Origin of the sequence: Pseudomonas sp. NFACC42-2 (assembly GCF_900116055.1) — a bacterium.
Lineage (GTDB): Bacteria > Pseudomonadota > Gammaproteobacteria > Pseudomonadales > Pseudomonadaceae > Aquipseudomonas > Aquipseudomonas marginalis.
Map to the genome: position 1 here is coordinate 440,250 of NZ_FOZO01000002.1, position 17,462 is coordinate 457,711.

18 protein-coding genes are annotated in these 17,462 nt (G+C 62.6%); 12 read left to right on the top strand and 6 right to left on the bottom strand.

Annotated elements, in window-relative coordinates; translation table 11 throughout:
* Window positions 1-21: 21 nt before the first annotated feature.
* The gene (locus tag BM416_RS05815; protein WP_092486467.1) at window positions 22-774 is read right to left on the bottom strand and encodes a thioesterase II family protein; all 753 of its coding nucleotides are present in this window, start codon (window positions 772-774) and stop codon (window positions 22-24) included.
* A 302-nt stretch (window positions 775-1,076) separates the two neighbouring features.
* On the opposite strand from BM416_RS05815, the gene BM416_RS05820 reads away from it, so the two are divergent.
* Window positions 1,077-1,628, top strand: coding sequence for an RNA polymerase factor sigma-70 (locus BM416_RS05820; protein ID WP_027603895.1), 552 nt, complete (start codon window positions 1,077-1,079; stop codon window positions 1,626-1,628).
* 2 nt (window positions 1,629-1,630) lie between these two features.
* Here the strand turns inward: BM416_RS05820 and BM416_RS05825 are convergent, their stop codons facing one another.
* Both BM416_RS05825 and BM416_RS05830 read right to left on the bottom strand, forming a co-directional pair.
* Window positions 1,631-2,419 (bottom strand): substrate-binding periplasmic protein, encoded by a 789-nt coding sequence (locus BM416_RS05825; RefSeq protein WP_092486470.1) that lies wholly within the window; start codon window positions 2,417-2,419, stop codon window positions 1,631-1,633.
* Window positions 2,420-2,512: 93 nt separating this feature from the next.
* Window positions 2,513-3,136, bottom strand: coding sequence for a TetR/AcrR family transcriptional regulator (locus tag BM416_RS05830; RefSeq protein WP_065927221.1), 624 nt, complete (start codon window positions 3,134-3,136; stop codon window positions 2,513-2,515).
* 153 nt (window positions 3,137-3,289) lie between these two features.
* On the opposite strand from BM416_RS05830, the gene BM416_RS05835 reads away from it, so the two are divergent.
* The 7 genes from BM416_RS05835 (at window position 3,290) to BM416_RS05865 (ending at window position 11,750) form a co-directional block, all read left to right on the top strand.
* The gene (locus tag BM416_RS05835) at window positions 3,290-5,068 is read left to right on the top strand and encodes an acyclic terpene utilization AtuA family protein (RefSeq protein WP_092486473.1); all 1,779 of its coding nucleotides are present in this window, start codon (window positions 3,290-3,292) and stop codon (window positions 5,066-5,068) included.
* A 101-nt stretch (window positions 5,069-5,169) separates the two neighbouring features.
* Window positions 5,170-6,786, top strand: a complete 1,617-nt coding sequence (locus tag BM416_RS05840; protein ID WP_092486476.1) for an acyl-CoA carboxylase subunit beta — start codon at window positions 5,170-5,172, stop codon at window positions 6,784-6,786.
* A gap of 16 nt (window positions 6,787-6,802) precedes the next feature.
* Window positions 6,803-7,960, top strand: coding sequence for a citronellyl-CoA dehydrogenase (atuD, locus tag BM416_RS05845; protein ID WP_092486479.1), 1,158 nt, complete (start codon window positions 6,803-6,805; stop codon window positions 7,958-7,960).
* Window positions 7,957-8,718, top strand: a complete 762-nt coding sequence (locus BM416_RS05850) for an enoyl-CoA hydratase/isomerase family protein (protein ID WP_092486482.1) — start codon at window positions 7,957-7,959, stop codon at window positions 8,716-8,718. Before atuD ends, BM416_RS05850 begins: the two co-directional genes overlap by 4 nt.
* Before the next feature lie 182 nt (window positions 8,719-8,900).
* Complete coding sequence (locus tag BM416_RS05855; protein ID WP_092486485.1) at window positions 8,901-10,784, top strand: acetyl-CoA carboxylase biotin carboxylase subunit; 1,884 nt, start codon at window positions 8,901-8,903, stop codon at window positions 10,782-10,784.
* Between the two features lie 74 nt (window positions 10,785-10,858).
* Window positions 10,859-11,401 carry a 3'-5' exonuclease gene (locus BM416_RS05860; RefSeq protein ID WP_065924152.1) on the top strand — a complete coding sequence of 181 codons (543 nt, stop codon included), beginning with the start codon at window positions 10,859-10,861 and terminating at the stop codon, window positions 11,399-11,401.
* A 64-nt stretch (window positions 11,402-11,465) separates the two neighbouring features.
* The gene (locus BM416_RS05865) at window positions 11,466-11,750 is read left to right on the top strand and encodes a pyrimidine/purine nucleoside phosphorylase (RefSeq protein ID WP_027603886.1); all 285 of its coding nucleotides are present in this window, start codon (window positions 11,466-11,468) and stop codon (window positions 11,748-11,750) included.
* A gap of 62 nt (window positions 11,751-11,812) precedes the next feature.
* On the opposite strand, the gene BM416_RS05870 is transcribed toward BM416_RS05865, so the two are convergent.
* Both BM416_RS05870 and BM416_RS05875 read right to left on the bottom strand, forming a co-directional pair.
* Window positions 11,813-12,619 (bottom strand): MOSC domain-containing protein, encoded by an 807-nt coding sequence (locus tag BM416_RS05870; RefSeq protein ID WP_092486487.1) that lies wholly within the window; start codon window positions 12,617-12,619, stop codon window positions 11,813-11,815.
* Window positions 12,620-12,658: 39 nt separating this feature from the next.
* Complete coding sequence (locus tag BM416_RS05875; protein ID WP_027603884.1) at window positions 12,659-13,594, bottom strand: chemotaxis protein CheV; 936 nt, start codon at window positions 13,592-13,594, stop codon at window positions 12,659-12,661.
* Window positions 13,595-13,623: 29 nt separating this feature from the next.
* Here BM416_RS05875 and BM416_RS30335 point away from each other — a divergent pair, with 29 nt between their 5' ends.
* The 4 genes from BM416_RS30335 to BM416_RS05890 all read left to right on the top strand — a co-directional run bounded on the left by BM416_RS30335 (window position 13,624) and on the right by BM416_RS05890 (window position 16,499).
* Complete coding sequence (locus tag BM416_RS30335) at window positions 13,624-13,857, top strand: hypothetical protein (protein WP_139237733.1); 234 nt, start codon at window positions 13,624-13,626, stop codon at window positions 13,855-13,857.
* A 287-nt stretch (window positions 13,858-14,144) separates the two neighbouring features.
* Entirely contained in the window at window positions 14,145-14,594 is a 450-nt protein-coding gene (locus BM416_RS05880) for a hypothetical protein (protein WP_174562740.1), read from the top strand.
* Window positions 14,595-14,949: 355 nt separating this feature from the next.
* The gene (locus tag BM416_RS05885) at window positions 14,950-15,843 is read left to right on the top strand and encodes a sensor histidine kinase (protein ID WP_092486490.1); all 894 of its coding nucleotides are present in this window, start codon (window positions 14,950-14,952) and stop codon (window positions 15,841-15,843) included.
* On the top strand, window positions 15,840-16,499 hold the full coding sequence (locus BM416_RS05890; RefSeq protein ID WP_065940544.1) for a response regulator transcription factor: 660 nt from the start codon (window positions 15,840-15,842) through the stop codon (window positions 16,497-16,499). Before BM416_RS05885 ends, BM416_RS05890 begins: the two co-directional genes overlap by 4 nt.
* Here the strand turns inward: BM416_RS05890 and yegS are convergent.
* Window positions 16,458-17,378, bottom strand: coding sequence for a lipid kinase YegS (gene yegS / locus BM416_RS05895; RefSeq protein ID WP_092486493.1), 921 nt, complete (start codon window positions 17,376-17,378; stop codon window positions 16,458-16,460). The two genes, BM416_RS05890 and yegS, sit on opposite strands and share 42 nt — an antisense overlap.
* Window positions 17,379-17,462: the final 84 nt, after the last annotated feature.

The window sequence follows — 17,462 nt, forward strand, 5'->3', positions numbered from 1 at the left end:
AATTCGGGAATGGGAGAGCGATCAGCCGGCGGCCAGTTGCCGCGCCGCGCCATTGCGCCAGCGGGCCAGGTGTTCGTCGGCATAGCGCCGCACGCATCGCAATACGGCGCTTTCGTGCTGGATAAGGAAGAAGTGGTGGCCGTCGAACATGTCCAAGGAAAAACCGCTGGCGGCATCGAGCTGCCAGTCGAGCAACTGGTCGGCGCGCACGCTGTCCTGCTTGCCGCCGAACACATGGATCGGCACGCCCAGCGGCTTGCGCTCGCCGTAGGTGAAGCTGCCGCACAGCAGGAAGTCGGCGCGCAGGATCGGCAGCATCAACTGCATCAGCTCGGGATTGGCCAGGGCTTCTTCGGCAGTGCCTTGCAGTTCGCGCAGGCGGGCGATCAGTTGCGCGTCGGTCTTTTCGATGGCGTATTCGCTGACATCGCGGCGGGCCGGGCCGGCCGTGCCGGAGGCGAACAGCGCCAGCGGCGCAGGGACATTTCGTGCGTTTAACGCGTGGGCCAATTCAAAGGCCAGCAGGCCGCCGAGACTATGGCCGAACAACGCATAAGGGCCGCTCAAGTCGCGACTGATTTCCTCCGCGAGCTGCGCCGCCAAGGCCTTGATATCGCGCTGCAGGGGCTCGTCCATGCGCATGCCCCGCCCAGGCAGTTCCAGCGGGCACACCTGCAACCACTCCGGCAACGTGCGGCGCCAACGTGCGTAAACCATGGCGCTGGCGCCCGAATAGGGCAGGCAGAACAGGCGCAGTCGAGTCGGCGTAGTCATCCAGCGACGACTCCAAACTGAAACACGCTGTGTGCACGATAAAAACCCATCTCGTCCTCCTGCGGGTGCTGATCCTTGGCCGCTTGACTAACGGCCCTGTCACCCAGAAGAACGGACGGCACCGGCAAATAATTAGTCGCCGGGTACCTGCGAGACGTGGTTCACACCAAACAAGAAAGCATAAGATTAGTTCGCCTTCTCATTTGACAATCATTATCATTCAGCATAATTTGTTGCCCGATGTGTAGGAGGCCTCAGCAAGGACGCCCTCCCCTAACCTCTTTTGCGACAAGGTGATTTCCATGACGGAACAAGTATCCACAGGCAGGTGCGACTCACCGCTTCTCCAGGCATTTGTCGACAATCGGCTGATTCTGGTGAAGATTGCGGCACGTATTACCGGGTGCCGCTCCCGTGCCGAAGATGTAGTGCAGGACGCCTACTTCCGCCTGCAATCGGCGCCGACGATCACGTCATCGTTCAAGGCCCAACTGAGTTATCTGTTCCAGATCGTGCGCAACCTGGCGATCGATCACTACCGCAAGCAGGCCCTGGAACTCAAATATTCCGGGACGGAAGAGGAAGGCTTGAATGTGGTCATTCACGGCGCTTCACCGGAAACCTCCCACATCAATTTCAACACCCTGGAAAACATCGCCGACGCCCTGACGGAGTTGCCCCAGCGCACCCGCTACGCGTTCGAGATGTACCGCCTGCACGGTGTGCCGCAAAAGGACATTGCCAAGGAACTGGGGGTTTCACCGACGTTGGTGAACTTCATGATTCGCGATGCGCTGGTGCACTGCCGCAAGGTGTCCGGCAACCATAGCGATACGTTTGCACGGCGGGTGTGACCTCAGGGTACCGCCATCACATCGATGCGGTACGGCTCGAAAATCTTCAGCATCTCGCCGCTGTCGCGCAAGCGCTTGAGCAACGCCGAAAACGCCTCGCCCGTGATCGGCGCCTTGGGCCGCAGCAACGCGTAGTGGTGATAGACCTGGTCGATGCGCTCCGAGACCAGGAACTGCCCGGCCATATCCGCATTGCGCACCATGAAGTCACTCAGGTACGAACGGGTTACCAAGGCGATGTCCGCACGCCCGCGCGCAACCATCAGCAGGTTGCTGTCATGGGAATAGGTCAAGGTGGCGTTGAAGTGCTCGGCCAAGTACTTGGGGTCGGGGTTGAAGTTGGCAAAGGCGTAGTGATAGCCGCTGAACACCGCCAGGCGTTTCCCGGCAAGGTCGGCGAAATAGCCCTGGCCTCGACCGGGCTCACGCTGGGCGACGAAGATTTCCGCATCTTCCAGGCCCATGTCGATGCTGGTGTGGGCGACCTTCTGCCAGCCCCAATCGGGATTTTCGAAGATGGCCATGTCGATACGGCCTTGTTCGAAATCACGAAAACGCCGAGGGATGGAGGTCGGTACCAGCACAAACTGGTAGTCGGTCTGCGAGGCGTTCAGGGCCTCCACCAGTTGCGGCAACAGACCGGTGTCGGCGCCCTGCTCCGGGCGCACGGTGTAGGGCGGAAAATGCGCCGCGCCGATGCGCACCAATTGCGCAGCCGAAGCCGGCAACCACGCTGCGGTGCCGAGTGCCCATAAAGTAAGTCCTGCAGCCAACCGCCATGGCGAAAACATCAAGGCACACACCGTTCAATACATCGATGTCGATAAGCTAGGCGTTTTTGTCCAGCTAGACAACTTTCCACCGGCAAATTAATAGCTTGCGCCTCAATCGGCCTTCAAAACCATCAACAAGGCTTCTTCGGCCAATTGCTCCAGGGTCAGGTTGCCCTCGGCGCGAAACCAGGTGGTGGTCCAGGACAAGGCTCCGGTGAGGAAGCGTCGCGCAATAAACACATCGCCCTTGATGTAACCCGCCGCCTTGGCCTCGCCCAGCACCTGCAGCCAGATGTCTTCGTACACATCGCGCAACGCCAGCACCTGGGCCTGGGCGTCGGCCGAGAGCGAACGCCATTCATACACCAGCACCGCCATGGCCTCGCCGCTGCCGCCCATGATCGACTGCAATTCGCAGCGAATCAGCGCCAGCACACGTTCGCGTACGGTGCTCGCCTCCTCGAGCGAGGCGCGCATCAAGGCGGTGTTGTAGTGGATGGTTTCCTCCATCACCGCGCGCAGGATCTCGTCCTTGCTCTTGAAGTGATGAAAGATGCTGCCGGACTGGATGCCCACGGCACTGGCCAGGTCGCGCACGGTGGTGCGTTCAAAGCCCTTGTTGCGAAACAGGTGCGCCGCGGTTTGCAGCAACTTGCCCCGGGCACTGTCGGGGTCGGTCAATTGGCCGCCGTCGACCATGGTGCGCATCACCCGCAGGGCTTTGTGCTCATCCATGCTGCTCTCCTCTACTTCTACTGACGTCTTGGCCGGCAATTTAGGCCGTGCCAGTCACCCAAGCAAGCGCTTGGGCAAAACTTGTGACCGGAGTTTACAAACCAAGCGCTTGCTTGGTAGTCTCGTTGCCAGCCATTCGAGGAAGGATTTCTCATGAGCAAGACGGTTCGTATCGGCTGCGCCAGCGCCTTCTGGGGTGACACCTGCAGCGCGGCCGCGCAGTTGGTGCACGGCGGCAAGCTGGACTACCTGGTGTTCGACTACCTGGCGGAAGTCACGATGTCGATCCTCGCCGGTGCACGGATGAAAGATCCCCAGGCCGGCTACGCCACGGATTTTGTCGAGGTGCTCACACCGCTGCTGGCCGAGATCCAGCGCCAGGGCATCCGCGTGATCAGCAATGCCGGCGGCATCCACCCCCAGGCCTGCGCCGCCGCCCTGCAAGCTGCCTGCGATAAAGCCCAGGTGCCGTTGAAAATCGCCGTGCTGCTGGGCGATGACCTGCACCCCCGGCTCAAGCACCTGCGCGGCATCACCGACATGTTCAACGGCGCGCCGCTGCCGCCCCTGTGCGTCTCCGCCAATGCCTACCTCGGCGCACCGGGCATTGCCCAGGCGCTGCAACTGGGCGCGGACATCGTCATCACCGGCCGGGTGGTCGACAGCGCGGTGGTCAGCGCGGCGCTGGTGCATGAATTCGTTTGGTCATGGCAGGACTACGACCGCCTGGCCCAGGCCGCGTTGGCCGGGCATATCATCGAATGTGGCGCGCAGTGTACCGGTGGCAACTTCACCGACTGGCGCGACGTGCCCGACTACGAGCACATCGGCTTTCCCATCATCGACGTGAGTGCCGATGGCCAGTTCACGGTCAGTAAAGTCGAGGGCAGCGGTGGCCTGATCAGCGAACTGAGCGTGGCCGAACAGCTGCTGTATGAAATCGGCGACCCACACGCGTATCTGCTGCCCGATGTGATCTGCGATTTCAGCCAGGTGAAGTTGCAGCAGCAAGGCAAAAACTGCGTACGCCTGCACGGCGCCAAGGGGTTGCCGCCAACGCACCAGTACAAGGTCAGCGCCACGTACCCGGAAGGCTTTCGCTGCACCGCCAGTTGCCTGATCGCCGGGATAGACGCGGTGGCCAAGGCCGAGCGGGTCAGCCAGGCGATCATCAACAAGACCTCGGAACTGTTCAGCCAGCGCGGCTGGGCGCCCTACACCGACGTAAATATCGAACTGCTGGGCAGCGAAGCGACGTATGGCCCCCGCGCCCTGCGCCACGACTGCCGCGAGGTGGTGGTCAAGCTGGCGGTGCACCACCCCAGCAAGCCGGCGCTGGTGCTGTTCGCCCGCGAGATCGCCCAGGCTGCCACGGGCATGGCGCCGGGGCTGACCGGGATTGTCGGCGGGCGGCCGACGGTGTACCCGCTGATCCGCTTGTTCTCGTTCCTGATCGATAAGGCCGCCTGCGAGGTGCTAGTCGACTTCCAGGGCCAACGCCACGTCTGCACGCTGCCCATCGCCGACACGCCGATCCTGCCGGCCGCGCCGATGGATCCGCCCCAGCCCCAAGGCCGCGCCGACGCCAGCGTGGCGTTGGTGAAACTCGCCGTGGCACGCTCCGGCGACAAGGGCAACCACAGCAATATCGGGGTCATCGCCCGCGCCCCCGAGTACCTGCCGTGGATTGCCGAAGCGCTGACGCCAGAGGTGCTCGTCGACTGGATGGGCCATGTGCTCGACCCCGTGCACGGTCGCGTTGAACGCTGGTATTTGCCCGGCAGCCACAGCCTCAATTTCCTGCTGGAAAACGCCCTGGGCGGCGGCGGCATCGCCAGCCTGCGCATCGACCCCCAGGGCAAGGCCTTCGCCCAGCAGCTGTTGGAAATCCCCATCGCCGTGCCGCAACACATCGCCGATCAACTCACATAAAGGAGCGTCGCCGTGGCCTTCGACTCGATCTTCAAAGCCGGCCTGTTCCAGGGTCACACCGTGATCGTCAGCGGCCGCGACACAAGGCGGAGCAATAAACCATGCCGCTGATTGACAGCCTGATCGCTCCCCACAGCCCGCAGTTCGCCCAGAACCGCGCCGCCATGCTGGAAGGCATCCAACACCTGCGCCAGTTGGAACAGACCCTGCTGGGCAAGGCCGAGGAGGCCAGGCCCAAGTTCGAAAAACGTGGCCAACTGCTGCCCCGCGAGCGCCTCAACCTGCTGCTGGACCCTGGCGCGCCGTTCCTGGAACTGGCGAGCCTGGCCGGCTACAAGCTGCATGATGACAAGGACGGCAGCGCCGCCGGCGGTGGGCTGATCGCCGGCATCGGCTACGTCAGCGGCGTGCGCATGCTGGTGGTGGCCAATAACAGCGCGATCAAGGGCGGCACCGTTTCGCCCTCCGGCCTGAAAAAATCCCTGCGCCTGCAACAGATCGCCATGGACAACAAACTGCCGGTGGTGACCCTCGCCGAAAGCGGCGGCGCCAACCTCAACTACGCTGCCGAGATTTTCATCGAAGGCGCGCGCAGCTTTGCCAACCAGGCGCGCATGTCCGCCATGGGCTTGCCGCAGATCACCGTGGTGCACGGCTCGGCCACGGCGGGTGGCGCGTACCAGCCAGGGCTGTCGGATTACGTGGTGGTGGTGCGCGGCAAGGCCAAGCTGTTCCTTGCCGGCCCGCCGCTGCTCAAGGCGGCGACCGGTGAAGTCGCCACCGATGAAGAATTAGGCGGCGCCGAAATGCATGCACAGATCGCCGGCACCGCCGAATACCTGGCGGAAAATGACGCCGATGGCGTGCGCATCGTGCGTGAAATCGTCAGCCTGTTGCCCTGGGATGAGCGCCTGCCGCTGGCGCCAAAACGCGCGTATCAGGAACCGCTGTACCCCATCGACGACCTGCTGGGGCTGATCCCCGCTGACCCGAAAAAACCCTACGACGTGCGCGAAATCCTCGCGCGCCTGGCCGACGGTTCGCAGTTCCTCGAGTTCAAGGCAGCGTTCGACGCCCATACCGTCTGCGGCCATCTGCACATCCAGGGCCGCGCGGTCGGCGTGATCGGCAACAACGGCCCGATCACGCCCAAGGGCGCGAGCAAGGCGGCGCAGTTTATCCAGCTGTGTGACCAGAGCCGCACCCCGCTGCTGTTCCTGCACAACACCACCGGCTTCATGGTGGGTACCGAAGCGGAGCAGCAAGGGGTGATCAAGCATGGCGCGAAGATGATCCAGGCGGTGGCCAACGCACGGGTGCCTAAACTCACGGTGGTGGTCGGTGGCTCCTACGGCGCCGGCAACTATGCAATGTGCGGTCGCGGCCTGGACCCGCGGTTTATCTTCGCCTGGCCCAACAGCCGCACGGCGGTGATGGGCGGTGCCCAGGCGGGCAAGGTGCTGCGGATCGTCACCGAGGCCAAGCAGTTGAAGGACGGCCTGGTGCCGGATCCCAAGGTGCTGGACATGCTCGAACAGGTCACCGCGCAAAAACTCGACAGCCAGTCCACCGCCCTCTATGGCAGCGCGAACCTGTGGGATGACGGGCTGATAGACCCACGGGATACCCGTACCTTACTCGGCTTTCTGCTGGATATCTGTCACGAGGCCGACGTCCGCGAGTTGCAACCCAACAGCTTCGGCATCGCGCGCTTCTAACCGGAGAACAAGAACAATGATCTTCACCCAGGAACATCAGGAATTGCGCCGCACCGTCCGTGCCTTCGTCGACCGCGAGATCAACCCTCATGTGGACGCATGGGAAAAGGCCGGGCGCTTCCCCATCCACGACATCTTCCGCAAGGCCGGCGACCTCGGCTTGCTGGGCATTTCCAAACCGGAACAATTCGGCGGTATGGGCCTGGACTACAGCTACTCGATCGTCGCCGCCGAAGAGTTCGGCACCATCCGCTGCGGCGGCATCCCCATGTCCATCGGCGTGCAGACCGATATGTGCACCCCCGCCCTCGCCCGCTTCGGTTCCGATGAATTGCGCGACGAATTTCTGCGCCCGGCCATCAGCGGCGAGCAGGTCGGTTGCATCGGCGTCTCGGAAACCGGCGCCGGCTCCGACGTAGCCGGGTTGAAAACCCATGCGCGCAAGGACGGCGACGACTATGTGATCAACGGCAGCAAAATGTGGATCACCAACTCGCCCAGCGCCGACTTTATCTGCCTGTTGGCCAACACCTCCAATGACAAGCCGCATATCAACAAGTCGCTGATCATGGTGCCGATGAACACCCCAGGGATCAGCGTCAGCCCGCCCCTGGAAAAACTCGGCATGCACAGCTCCGAGACCGCCCAGGTGTTCTTCGACGGCGTGCGCGTGCCCCAGCGCAATCGCATCGGCCACGAAGGCGCGGGGTTCATGATGCAGATGCTGCAGTTCCAGGAAGAACGCCTGTTTGGCGCGGCCAATATGATCAAGGGCCTGGAGTACTGCATCGACAGCACCGTCGAGTACTGCAAGGAGCGCCAGACCTTCGGCAAGGCGCTGATCGAGAACCAGGTGATTCACTTTCGCCTGGCCGAACTGGCCACCGAAATCGAATGCCTGCGTGCACTGGTCTACCAGGCCACCGAACAGTACATCAAGGGCCAGGACGTGACCCGCCTGGCCTCCATGGCCAAGCTCAAGGCCGGGCGCCTCGGCCGTGAAGTCAGCGACAGTTGCCTGCAATACTGGGGCGGCATGGGCTTCATGTGGGACAACCCGGTGGCCCGCGCCTATCGCGACGTGCGCCTGGTGTCGATTGGCGGCGGCGCCGATGAAATCATGCTGGGCATCATCTGCAAGCTGATGGGCACTTTGCCGGGGAAAAAGCCATGAATACCCTGCTGCTCGAACCCCACAACGGCGTGTTGCACATCACCCTCAACCGGCCCGAATGCCGCAATGCCATGAGCCTGGAAATGGTCAACGAACTGCGCGCGGTGCTGGCCGGGTTGGACAGCCAGGTGCGCGCCGTGGTGATCAGCGGCGCAGGCGGGCATTTTTGCGCCGGTGCCGATGTGAAGGACCTGGTCAGCGCCGGCGATCAATTGCAGGCCCTGAACCGGGCCTTCGGCACGTTGCTGCAAGCGGTGGAAGCCGTGTCGCAAGTGGTCATCGTGGTGCTGCAAGGCGCGGTGCTGGGCGGCGGGTTTGGCCTGGCCTGCGTGAGTGACATCGCGATTGCCGATCACCAGGCGCAGTTCGGTTTACCGGAGACCAGCCTGGGGTTGCTGCCGGCACAGATCGCACCGTTTGTGGTCAAGCGTATCGGCCTGACCCAGGCGCGGCGACTGGCGCTGACGGCGGCGCGGTTCGATGGGTTGGAAGCTCAACGGCTGGGGCTGGTGCACTTCACCGAGACCGATCCGCAGGCGTTGGCCGAACGTCTGGATGAGGTACTGGGGCAGGTGCTGCGCTGCGCCCCCGGCGCCAATGCGCGCACCAAGGCGCTGCTGCTGGCCAGCGTGGAGCAGCCCTTGGGGCCGCTGCTGGATCAGGCGGCGCAGTGGTTTGCCGAAGCGGTGACCAGTGCGGAAGGGATCGAGGGGACGCAGGCGTTTGTGCAGAAGAGAAAACCTCGGTGGTGCAAGTGACGCCCGCTGAGCATGGGTATCTACACAATTTTCTGTGGTCTGTGGCGAGGGCGCTTGCTGCCGTGGCGGCCTTCGGGCCGACCATGTCGTTGGCTTTGAGCGAGTACATATCCGTTGCCGCCGTAAGGGCGGAACCATAAGTGGCCGTTACCTAAATAACGGATATGCACACGGAGCAAAAAATGCCGCAGTTCACAAAAATCCTCATCGCCAACCGCGGCGAAATCGCCTGCCGCATCCAGCACACGGCCCAGGCCTTGGGCTACCGCACCGTCGCCGTCTACAGCGACGCCGACGCCCAGGCCCTGCACGTGCAGATGGCCGACGAAGCCGTGTGCATCGGCCCCGCGGCGGTACAACAGTCCTATCTCAACATCCCGGCCATCCTCGAGGCCGCGGAAAAAACCGGCGCCGATGCCATCCATCCCGGCTATGGCTTCCTCTCGGAAAACCCCGGCTTCGCCCGCGCGTGCCAGGACGCCGGCCTGACCTTCATCGGCCCCAGCGCCGAGGCCATCGAACTGATGGGCAGCAAGCGCCGCTCCAAGCTCGCCATGCTCGAGGCCGGCGTGCCTTGCATCGCCGGCTACCAGGGCAGCGCCCAGGACGACACCTGCCTGCAACGTGAAGCCGAGCGCATCGGCTACCCGCTGATGATCAAGGCCAGCGCCGGCGGCGGTGGCCGTGGCATGCGTCTGGTCCACCAGCCGGAGGCGCTGCTGGAAAGCCTGCACAGCGCCCGCTCGGAGGCCAGGCATGCGTTCGGCAGTGACGAACTGATCCTCGAACAGGCGCTGATCGAGCCGCGCCACGTCGAGATCCAGCTGTTCGGCGACCGCCACGGCAACCTGATTTACCTCGGCGAACGGGACTGCTCGATCCAGCGCCGCCATCAAAAAGTCATCGAGGAAGCGCCCTGCCCGGTGATGACGCCCGAACTGCGCCAGGCCATGGGCGAAGCCGCGCTCAAGGCCGGACGCGCGGTGAATTACCTCGGCGCCGGTACCGTGGAATTCCTGCTCGACCGCAACGGCCGGTTCTACTTCCTGGAAATGAACACCCGCCTGCAAGTGGAGCACCCGGTCACCGAGCTGATCACCGGCCTCGACCTGGTAGCCTGGCAACTGCAGGTCGCCGCCGGCCAGCCGCTGCCGCTCGAGCAGGCGCAGGTGAGCCTGAGCGGCCACGCCATGGAAGTGCGCCTCTATGCCGAAGACCCGGCCCAGGGCTTCCTGCCGCAAACCGGTGAGGTGCTGCGCTGGGAACCGGCCGTGGGCGTACGGGTTGACCATGGGCTGTGCGAAGGCGAAACCATCAGCCCGTTCTATGACCCGATGCTCGGCAAGCTCATCGCCCATGGCGCCACCCGCGAAGAAGCGCGGCGCAAACTGCTGCGGGCGGTGGAGGACACGTTGTTGCTGGGGGTGACGACCAATCAGCGCTTGTTGGCTGAATTGCTCAAGCACCCAGGTTTTATCGACGGTGATTTCAGCACCGGCTTTATCGCCGAGCACTTCAGCGAAATACCGCGCCAGGCCGCGACAAGTGATCAACTCGCCCTGGCCGCCGCGCTGTTTTACCAACACAGCGCCGACCAGCATCCCCCCGGCCTCGCGGGATGGCGCAACAACGCCCGGGTTCCCTGCACCTTTCGCCTGGAGGTCGACGGCGAAATCCACACCGTCACCGCCGCCGCCCTGCCACTCAGCACCGATGGCCGTCACGCCACCCTGGTGCTCAACGGCGTTCGCCGTCGCATCGCCTATCACCTTGAGGGCTCCCGGCTGTGGCTGCCTGGCCTTACCGTCACCAACCGCACCCAGCAGGTTGCCGGGCGCCAGACCGACGCCGGCAGCGGCACGATCAAGGCACCGATGGACGGTGCCATCGTCGACGTCCGCGTCAGCACCGGTGAACAGGTGACTAAAGGCCAACTGCTGCTGGTGCTCGAAGCCATGAAAATGGAGCATCCACTCAAGGCCGACAGGGACGGCGTGGTCAAGGCCGTGCAGGTGATGGCGGGCGAACAGGTACGCAATCGCCAGGTTCTGCTGGAGATCGAATAACCCCCTAGTCGGAACTACAAGGCCGGTCTACGCTCTATCCCCAACAGGAAAGGACGAGTACGGGAACCTGCGCGATGCCTCATTGGCTGATTATTGACCTTGAAGCCACAACGGATGAAGGCGGCTGGCCCGTGACGGAGATGGAAGTCATCGAGATCGGCGCGAGCCTGGTGAACCGCCAGGGCCGCGAGCTGGACCACTTCCAGCGCTTTGTGCGGCCGCTGCGCCGCCCCTTGCTCACGCCCTTTTGTCGCCAGCTGACCCATATCACCCAGGCAAACATCGACGGCGCTGCACCGTTCATCGAGGTGTGGCCGCTGTTCGAGCGCTGGCTGGGCCAGCATCAGGCGCGCCTGGAAGGCTGGGCCAGTTGGGGTGACTACGATCGCGTACAGCTGGAGCTCGAGTGGCAGCGCCATGGCCTGACCAGCGCCATGGCCCCCACGCCCCATGTCAACCTCAAGCAACGCTTCGCCAAGGCCCGGCGCCTGGACAAGCCCCTGGGGCTTAATGGCGCCCTGCAATTGGCGGGGATGCAGTTCCAGGGCCAGCAACATCGAGCGCTGGAAGATGCACGCAACACCGCGCGCCTGCTGCCGCTGATTTTGCCGGTCTAGGCAGCTTCCCTGGCCTTGGGCATACTGGCCGACCTTTCCAGACCCTTTTTCCGAGGATTCGCCCATGTTCAAAGTCAACGAGTACTTCGACGGCACCGTCAAGTCGATCGCTTTCGGCACCGCAGAAGGTCCGGCGACCATCGGCGTGATGGCCCCGGGTGAATACGAATTCGGCACCGCCCAGCGTGAAATCATGCACGTGGTGTCCGGCGCCCTGAGCGTCAAGCTGCCCGACGCCAACGACTGGGAAACCTTCGCCGCCGGCAGCCAGTTCAACGTACCGGCCAACAGCAAGTTCCAGCTGAAGGTCGCGGTAGACACCGCTTACCTGTGCGAATACCGCGGCTGATCGCTGCGCCGCAAAAAAATGCCCGTCTCCTGGGAGACGGGCATTTTTTATGGGCCCATGGTTTATTCGAGGATGATCACCGGCATGCCCACTTCCAGGCGGCCCACGCCATCGTTGACCAGGTTCTGGCCAAAAATCGCGCCGTCCTCGGTCTTGCGGTAGGCCTCCAGCGTCACAAAAGGCTCACGGTCGGGACTGCGCTCGCCGGTGTGCGGATCGATGGTGGTGAGAATGCAGCGTGAGCAGGGCTTGACTGCACGGAACTCCACATCCCCGATGCGCAGGCGCTTCCAGCCGTCTTCGGCGAAGGCGTCGCTGCCTTCGATCACCAGGTTGGGACGAAAGCGCAGCATGTCCATGGGACGGCCGACTTTCTGCGAGAGGTCGTCGAGGGACGCTTGCCCGATCACCAGCAACGGATAACCGTCGGCGAACGCGACCTGGTCATCATCGCGGCCATAACCTGCCTGGGTGGTGCGCGCCCGTTCAAGGGGGATCTGCACCAGCCGCGTGGGCTTGCCGATAAAGGCGCTGACCCAGGCGGCGGCTTCGTCGCCGGCGTCCGGCACACGCAAGGTGTCGCGCCAGATGGTCACGCCACGTAGCTCGGCCGTACTGCCGGGCAGCGCCACGTCCAGCGGCGCGTAGCCAGGCGAACTCAGGGTCAGGCCGCCGCTGCTGTTCCACAGCGCCGACAGTTGGCTCATCTTCGCCACGGCGCGCTGGGTGAGGAAACGCCCGCTGGCCTCATCCACCAGCATCCAGCGTCGATCGCCGTCCAACCCCAGTTTATCCAGGCCGACCTGTTGCAGGGTTTCGGCCTTGCCGGACTTCAAGGGGTAACGGTACAACGCGCTGAGACGAAGCATGGGCCAACATTCCTGAGGGGCAAAGCCGTCACCCTAAGGTCAAGCGGACGCTTCGTCCAGCATCAGGCGCTGACGTACCACATCCACCAGCTTGTCCGGCTGGAACTTGGACAGGAAGTTGTCGCAGCCGACCTTCTTCACCATCGAGTCGTTGAAGCTGCCCGACAGCGAGGTATGCAGCACCACGTAGAGCTTGCGCAGGCGCGGGTCGTTGCGGATTTCGGTGGTGAGGCGGTAGCCGTCCATCTCGGGCATTTCGGCGTCGGTGAAGATCATCAGCAGCTTGTCGGTCATCACGTGGCCGGCGTCGGCCCAGGCCTTGAGCATGTTCAGCGCCTTGAGACCGTCGCTGGCGATGTGCATCTTCACGCCCAGTTGGCCGAGGGTGTCGCGCAATTGCGACAGGGCCACGTTGGAGTCGTCCACCAGCAGCACTTCGCGGCCACGGGCGCGTTCCAGCACCGGGTCGTCGAGTTTTTCGCGGGAGACCTTGGCGTTGTACGGCACGATCTCGGCGAGGACTTTTTCCACGTCGATGATCTCCACCAACTGGTCGTCGACCTTGCTGATAGCGGTGAGGTAATGCTGGCGCCCGGCGCTGGTCGGCGGCGGCAGGATGGCTTCCCAGTTCATGTTGACGATGCGGTCCACGCCCCCCACCAGGAACGCCTGCACCGAGCGGTTGTACTCGGTGACGATAATGGTGCTGTTGGGGCCCGGCACCAGCGGACGCATGCCGATGGCCTGGGACAAGTCGATCACCGGCAGGGTCTGGCCCCGCAGGTTGACCACGCCGCACACGAAGGGATGGCGCTGGGGCATCAGGGTCAGCTTGGGCAGTTGCAGGACTTCCTGCACCTTGAACACGTTGATGGCGAACAGCTGCCGCCCGGCCAGGCGGAACATGAGGATCTCCAGGCGATTCTCACCCACCAGTTGCGTGCGTTGGTCTACCGTGTCGAGAATGCCGGCCATTAAGAGCTCCTGGTGTGCGCTGGAAAGTAATGCGCGAAGTGTTTGTGCAGTTAGCTTGTTATCGGCGGCAAATGCCGGACCTTGACCCCGGTAAAATGCCACGTAAATTCATTGATGTCACACTGACATCATGCTTTACTGCTGAGGCCGGTTCATATGGCGGTGCAGCGACGTTGCGCGACATTCAAATCGACGCAAGGTTCCGCTATGTAAGGGATTCCCCTATACACAATCAGGCCCAACCTGATATTCGCAATATCTAATAGCCATTAATGTGACGCCATTCTCATTGCATGAATGGAGTCAGGCTTTTGTTTGCCATCCCCAGCCCTCGTCTTATGGGTTTTCCAGACGTTCACGTGACGGCAACTGAAGGTGTGCAATCGAGCCCGCTCACGGGGGCCACGCACAGCCGTCGCCGTCATTCAAATAAACGTCCTACTGAAAACTCAGAAGCAACCTACAGATTCCCGTTATCTTTCAGCGGTAGTTTTACGCCATTCACCCGGTGCGACCTCTCATCACCCGACCTTATGTTGTGGAGACTTGCATGATGAACGACGGTAACGAGTGGCAAGTTGCACTTCCTGAGTTCCTGCGCGAGGCTGAAAAGCTGCTGACCAAGTCGGAAGAATGCCTGAGCCACCTGCATTTGATCCGCAACGACAGTGACGCCATCGACTGCATGAAAATCAGCCTGATCAAGCTCGCCGAAAAGGCCGATTGCCTGGCCCTGCAAGCGATCAGCGAATTCTCGCGGCATATCCAGGACGTGATCGCCAACGCCGAAAGTCCTTTGCAGTTACATGATCAAGCCCTGGAAGCCCTGCATGACTGCTTGACATTGCTGGCCTGGCAGCTGGAACTGATCGATGCAAAAACAGGCCAGCTGACCCTGGATAAAGAAGAACAGACCAAGTTGATTGACACGGTCACCCTGCACATTCCGCAAAAGGGTTTCAGTTACAATCCGCAACAACGTATGCACCATTTGTCTTGAAGCGTTATCAGGTCGCATTCAAGCACGGGGTTATCTAAAAACGACGACTCCAACTAATCCACTGGAGAAAAATGGCGATTCAATATCAATTAGCCATTAACGATACAAACCCTTTGAAATAATACAACCTCACTTCATTAACTCTGGGATTATCATTCCTCGAGTTGTTGCGCGTTTAAATAGGCCCGCCAGGCACGGCACCTGGCGACCAACGGTAAGAGTGGTGGTACTATGCACCCGCTTGAAGTGACTCAACTTCAGCCTGCTTGAGAACGATTCAAGAACGTATTCCAAACAGAGCCCGGTCAGCCGCGACCGGTCTTCCCGCAGCGAACCTTCATTGGCTCCATCCGCTATGCATGCCAGCCTCAAGACATTCATCGCAAGGTCCGCGTCCCGCAGTAACGCACGCCGTTTGATCCTCGCCCTGTGCCTCGGCTCGCTGCTGCTGAGCCTGTGGGCCTACAGCCGCTCCGCGCCGTTGCCGCTGCTGGTGCTGCTGCTCAACCTGGCCACCTTGGTGGTGGTTGGCCTGCAACAGTGGCGCTCGCGTAAATCCATCAAGTTCCAGCCCCAGGAGTTGGCCGATCGCCTGCTGCAAGTGCAGGAAAACGAACGTCATCGCCTCAGCCGTGAACTGCATGACGATATCGGCCAGTTGCTGACCGCCGCCAAGCTGCAAAGCGAATGGCTCAAGCGCCGCCTGCCGGATGAATTGCAAAGCCAGTGCACTGTGCTGTGCAACACCTTGAACGAGACCCTGGCCAAGGTGCGCGATGTATCCGCCATCCTCAACCCCCGGCAGCTCGCCAGCCTGGGCCTGGAAGCCAGCCTGCGCGCGCACCTGCTCAAGACCCTGGAAAACACCCCGGTGCACTGGAGCCTCGAATGCCAGCAACGACTGACCGGCATCCCTGAAGAAATGGCCGTGGCGGCCTTTCGCATTACCCAAGAAGCCGTGACCAACATGCTGCGCCACGCCCAGGCGCGCAATCTGCTGGTGCGCCTGCAGCGCCTGCCCGAGGGCCTGTCGTTGACCATCTGTGATGACGGCCAGGGCTTTTCGCCCGCCATCAACCCCGGCCTGGAAGGTCAACGGGGCATGGCTGGCATGTCCGAGCGCATTGACCAGCTTGGCGGTTCATTGTCCGTCAGCAGCCAACCAGGCCACGGCACACGGATCGACGCGCTTTTCCCCTGGGCACCCCGCACTCTCGAACGGGCCAGCGCCCCTAAGGTTATCGAGTGACCTGCACATTACTCCTGGTGGATGACCATGCACTGATCAGGGCCGGCGTACGTGCGCTGATCCAGGATATTCCCGGCTACACAGTGACCGGCGAAGCCAGCGATGGCGCGCAGTTGCTGGAGCAGTTCAATACCTTGCTGCCGGATATCGTGCTGTTGGACCTGTCCATGAAGCACACCAGCGGCCTCGATGCGCTACAGCAACTCAAGCGTGCGCACCCCAGGAGCAAGGTGCTGATCCTGTCGATGCACACCGACCCGGAGCTGATCATGTGCGCGCTGGAAGCGGGCGCCCACGGCTACCTGCTCAAGGACACCACCGCCAACGAGCTGGAACACGCGCTGCTGGCCTTGCGCAACAACGAGCGCTACCTGAGCCCGGCGATCGCCCATACCGTGATCAACCAGGCGCTGGTACGCAGCCAGGAACCCGCCACGCCCGCACGCCACAGCCATAACCTCACGGCCCGCCAACTGGAAATCCTGCGCCTGATCGTGCGCGGCAAATCCACCCGCGAGATCGCCCACGGCCTGGGCCTGAGCATCAAGACCGTAGAAGCCCACCGCTCGCAAATCATGAAGCGCCTGCAGATATTCGATGTGGCGGGCCTGGTGTTATTTGCCGTGCGCGAGCAGATCATCAGCCTGGACGACTAGGGGCGAACCCACCGGCAGATGCACGCGCAGGGCCTTGGGCAAGGCCTCGAAGTGCAGGTCGTCACCTTCCAGCGGCTCGCCATCGAGGTTGATGTACAAGCCCTGCGCGACCTTGATGTTGACCCACGGCAGGCGTGCCCGCACGAACATCGCGTCCAGCTCCCAACCGTTACCCATCAGCTCGCGCAAGGTGCCCACCACTTCCTGGGGCGCCGGCAGGATACTGATGTCGAGCAAGCCATCGTCGGCCAACGCGCCAGGGCACAGCACATGCCCACCGCCCGCCTGGCGACCGTTGCCGATGCCCAGGGCGAGCAGCTCGCCTTTCCAGTGGAAATCCGGCCCGTCCAGCTCGGCATAGGCGGCCTTCAACTCGCTGAAGCGCGTCAGGCCGGTGAACAGGTAGGCGGCGCCACCCAGGACTTTCTTCAGGTCTTCGGAGGTATTGGCGGTGACCTGGCTGCCGAAGCCGCCGGTGGCCATATTCAGGAAGATTTGCCCGCCGACCTGGCCGAGGTCGATCGCACGGGGCGGCACATCCAGCAACGCCAGGGCCTGGGCGGGCTCCAATGGCACGCCGGCAGCCTTGGCGAAATCGTTGGCGGTCCCCAGGGGCATCAGCACCAGGCTGGCCTCACCCTTGGCCTGCGCCATGGCCTCGGCCACATCGCGCAAGGTGCCATCGCCGCCGCCGGCAATGATGTGGGTGTAGCCGCCCTCCAAGGCCTCCTTGACCAGGCGCTTTGCGTCACCGCCCTCCCAGGTCACCCGTACCGCCAACTCCCCACCCTGCCTGCGCCGGGCCAGCACGGCGCTGCGCACGTCCTCGTTGAGGGCCTGCTTGCCGTGGAGGATCAACAGTGCCTTGGGGGTGGTCATGGGTGGCTTACTCCTGGATTCAAAGGTGCTTGAAGGATGTGGACCTTGGGCAACCGAAAAAAAGCCATGAATATTGAAAATTAA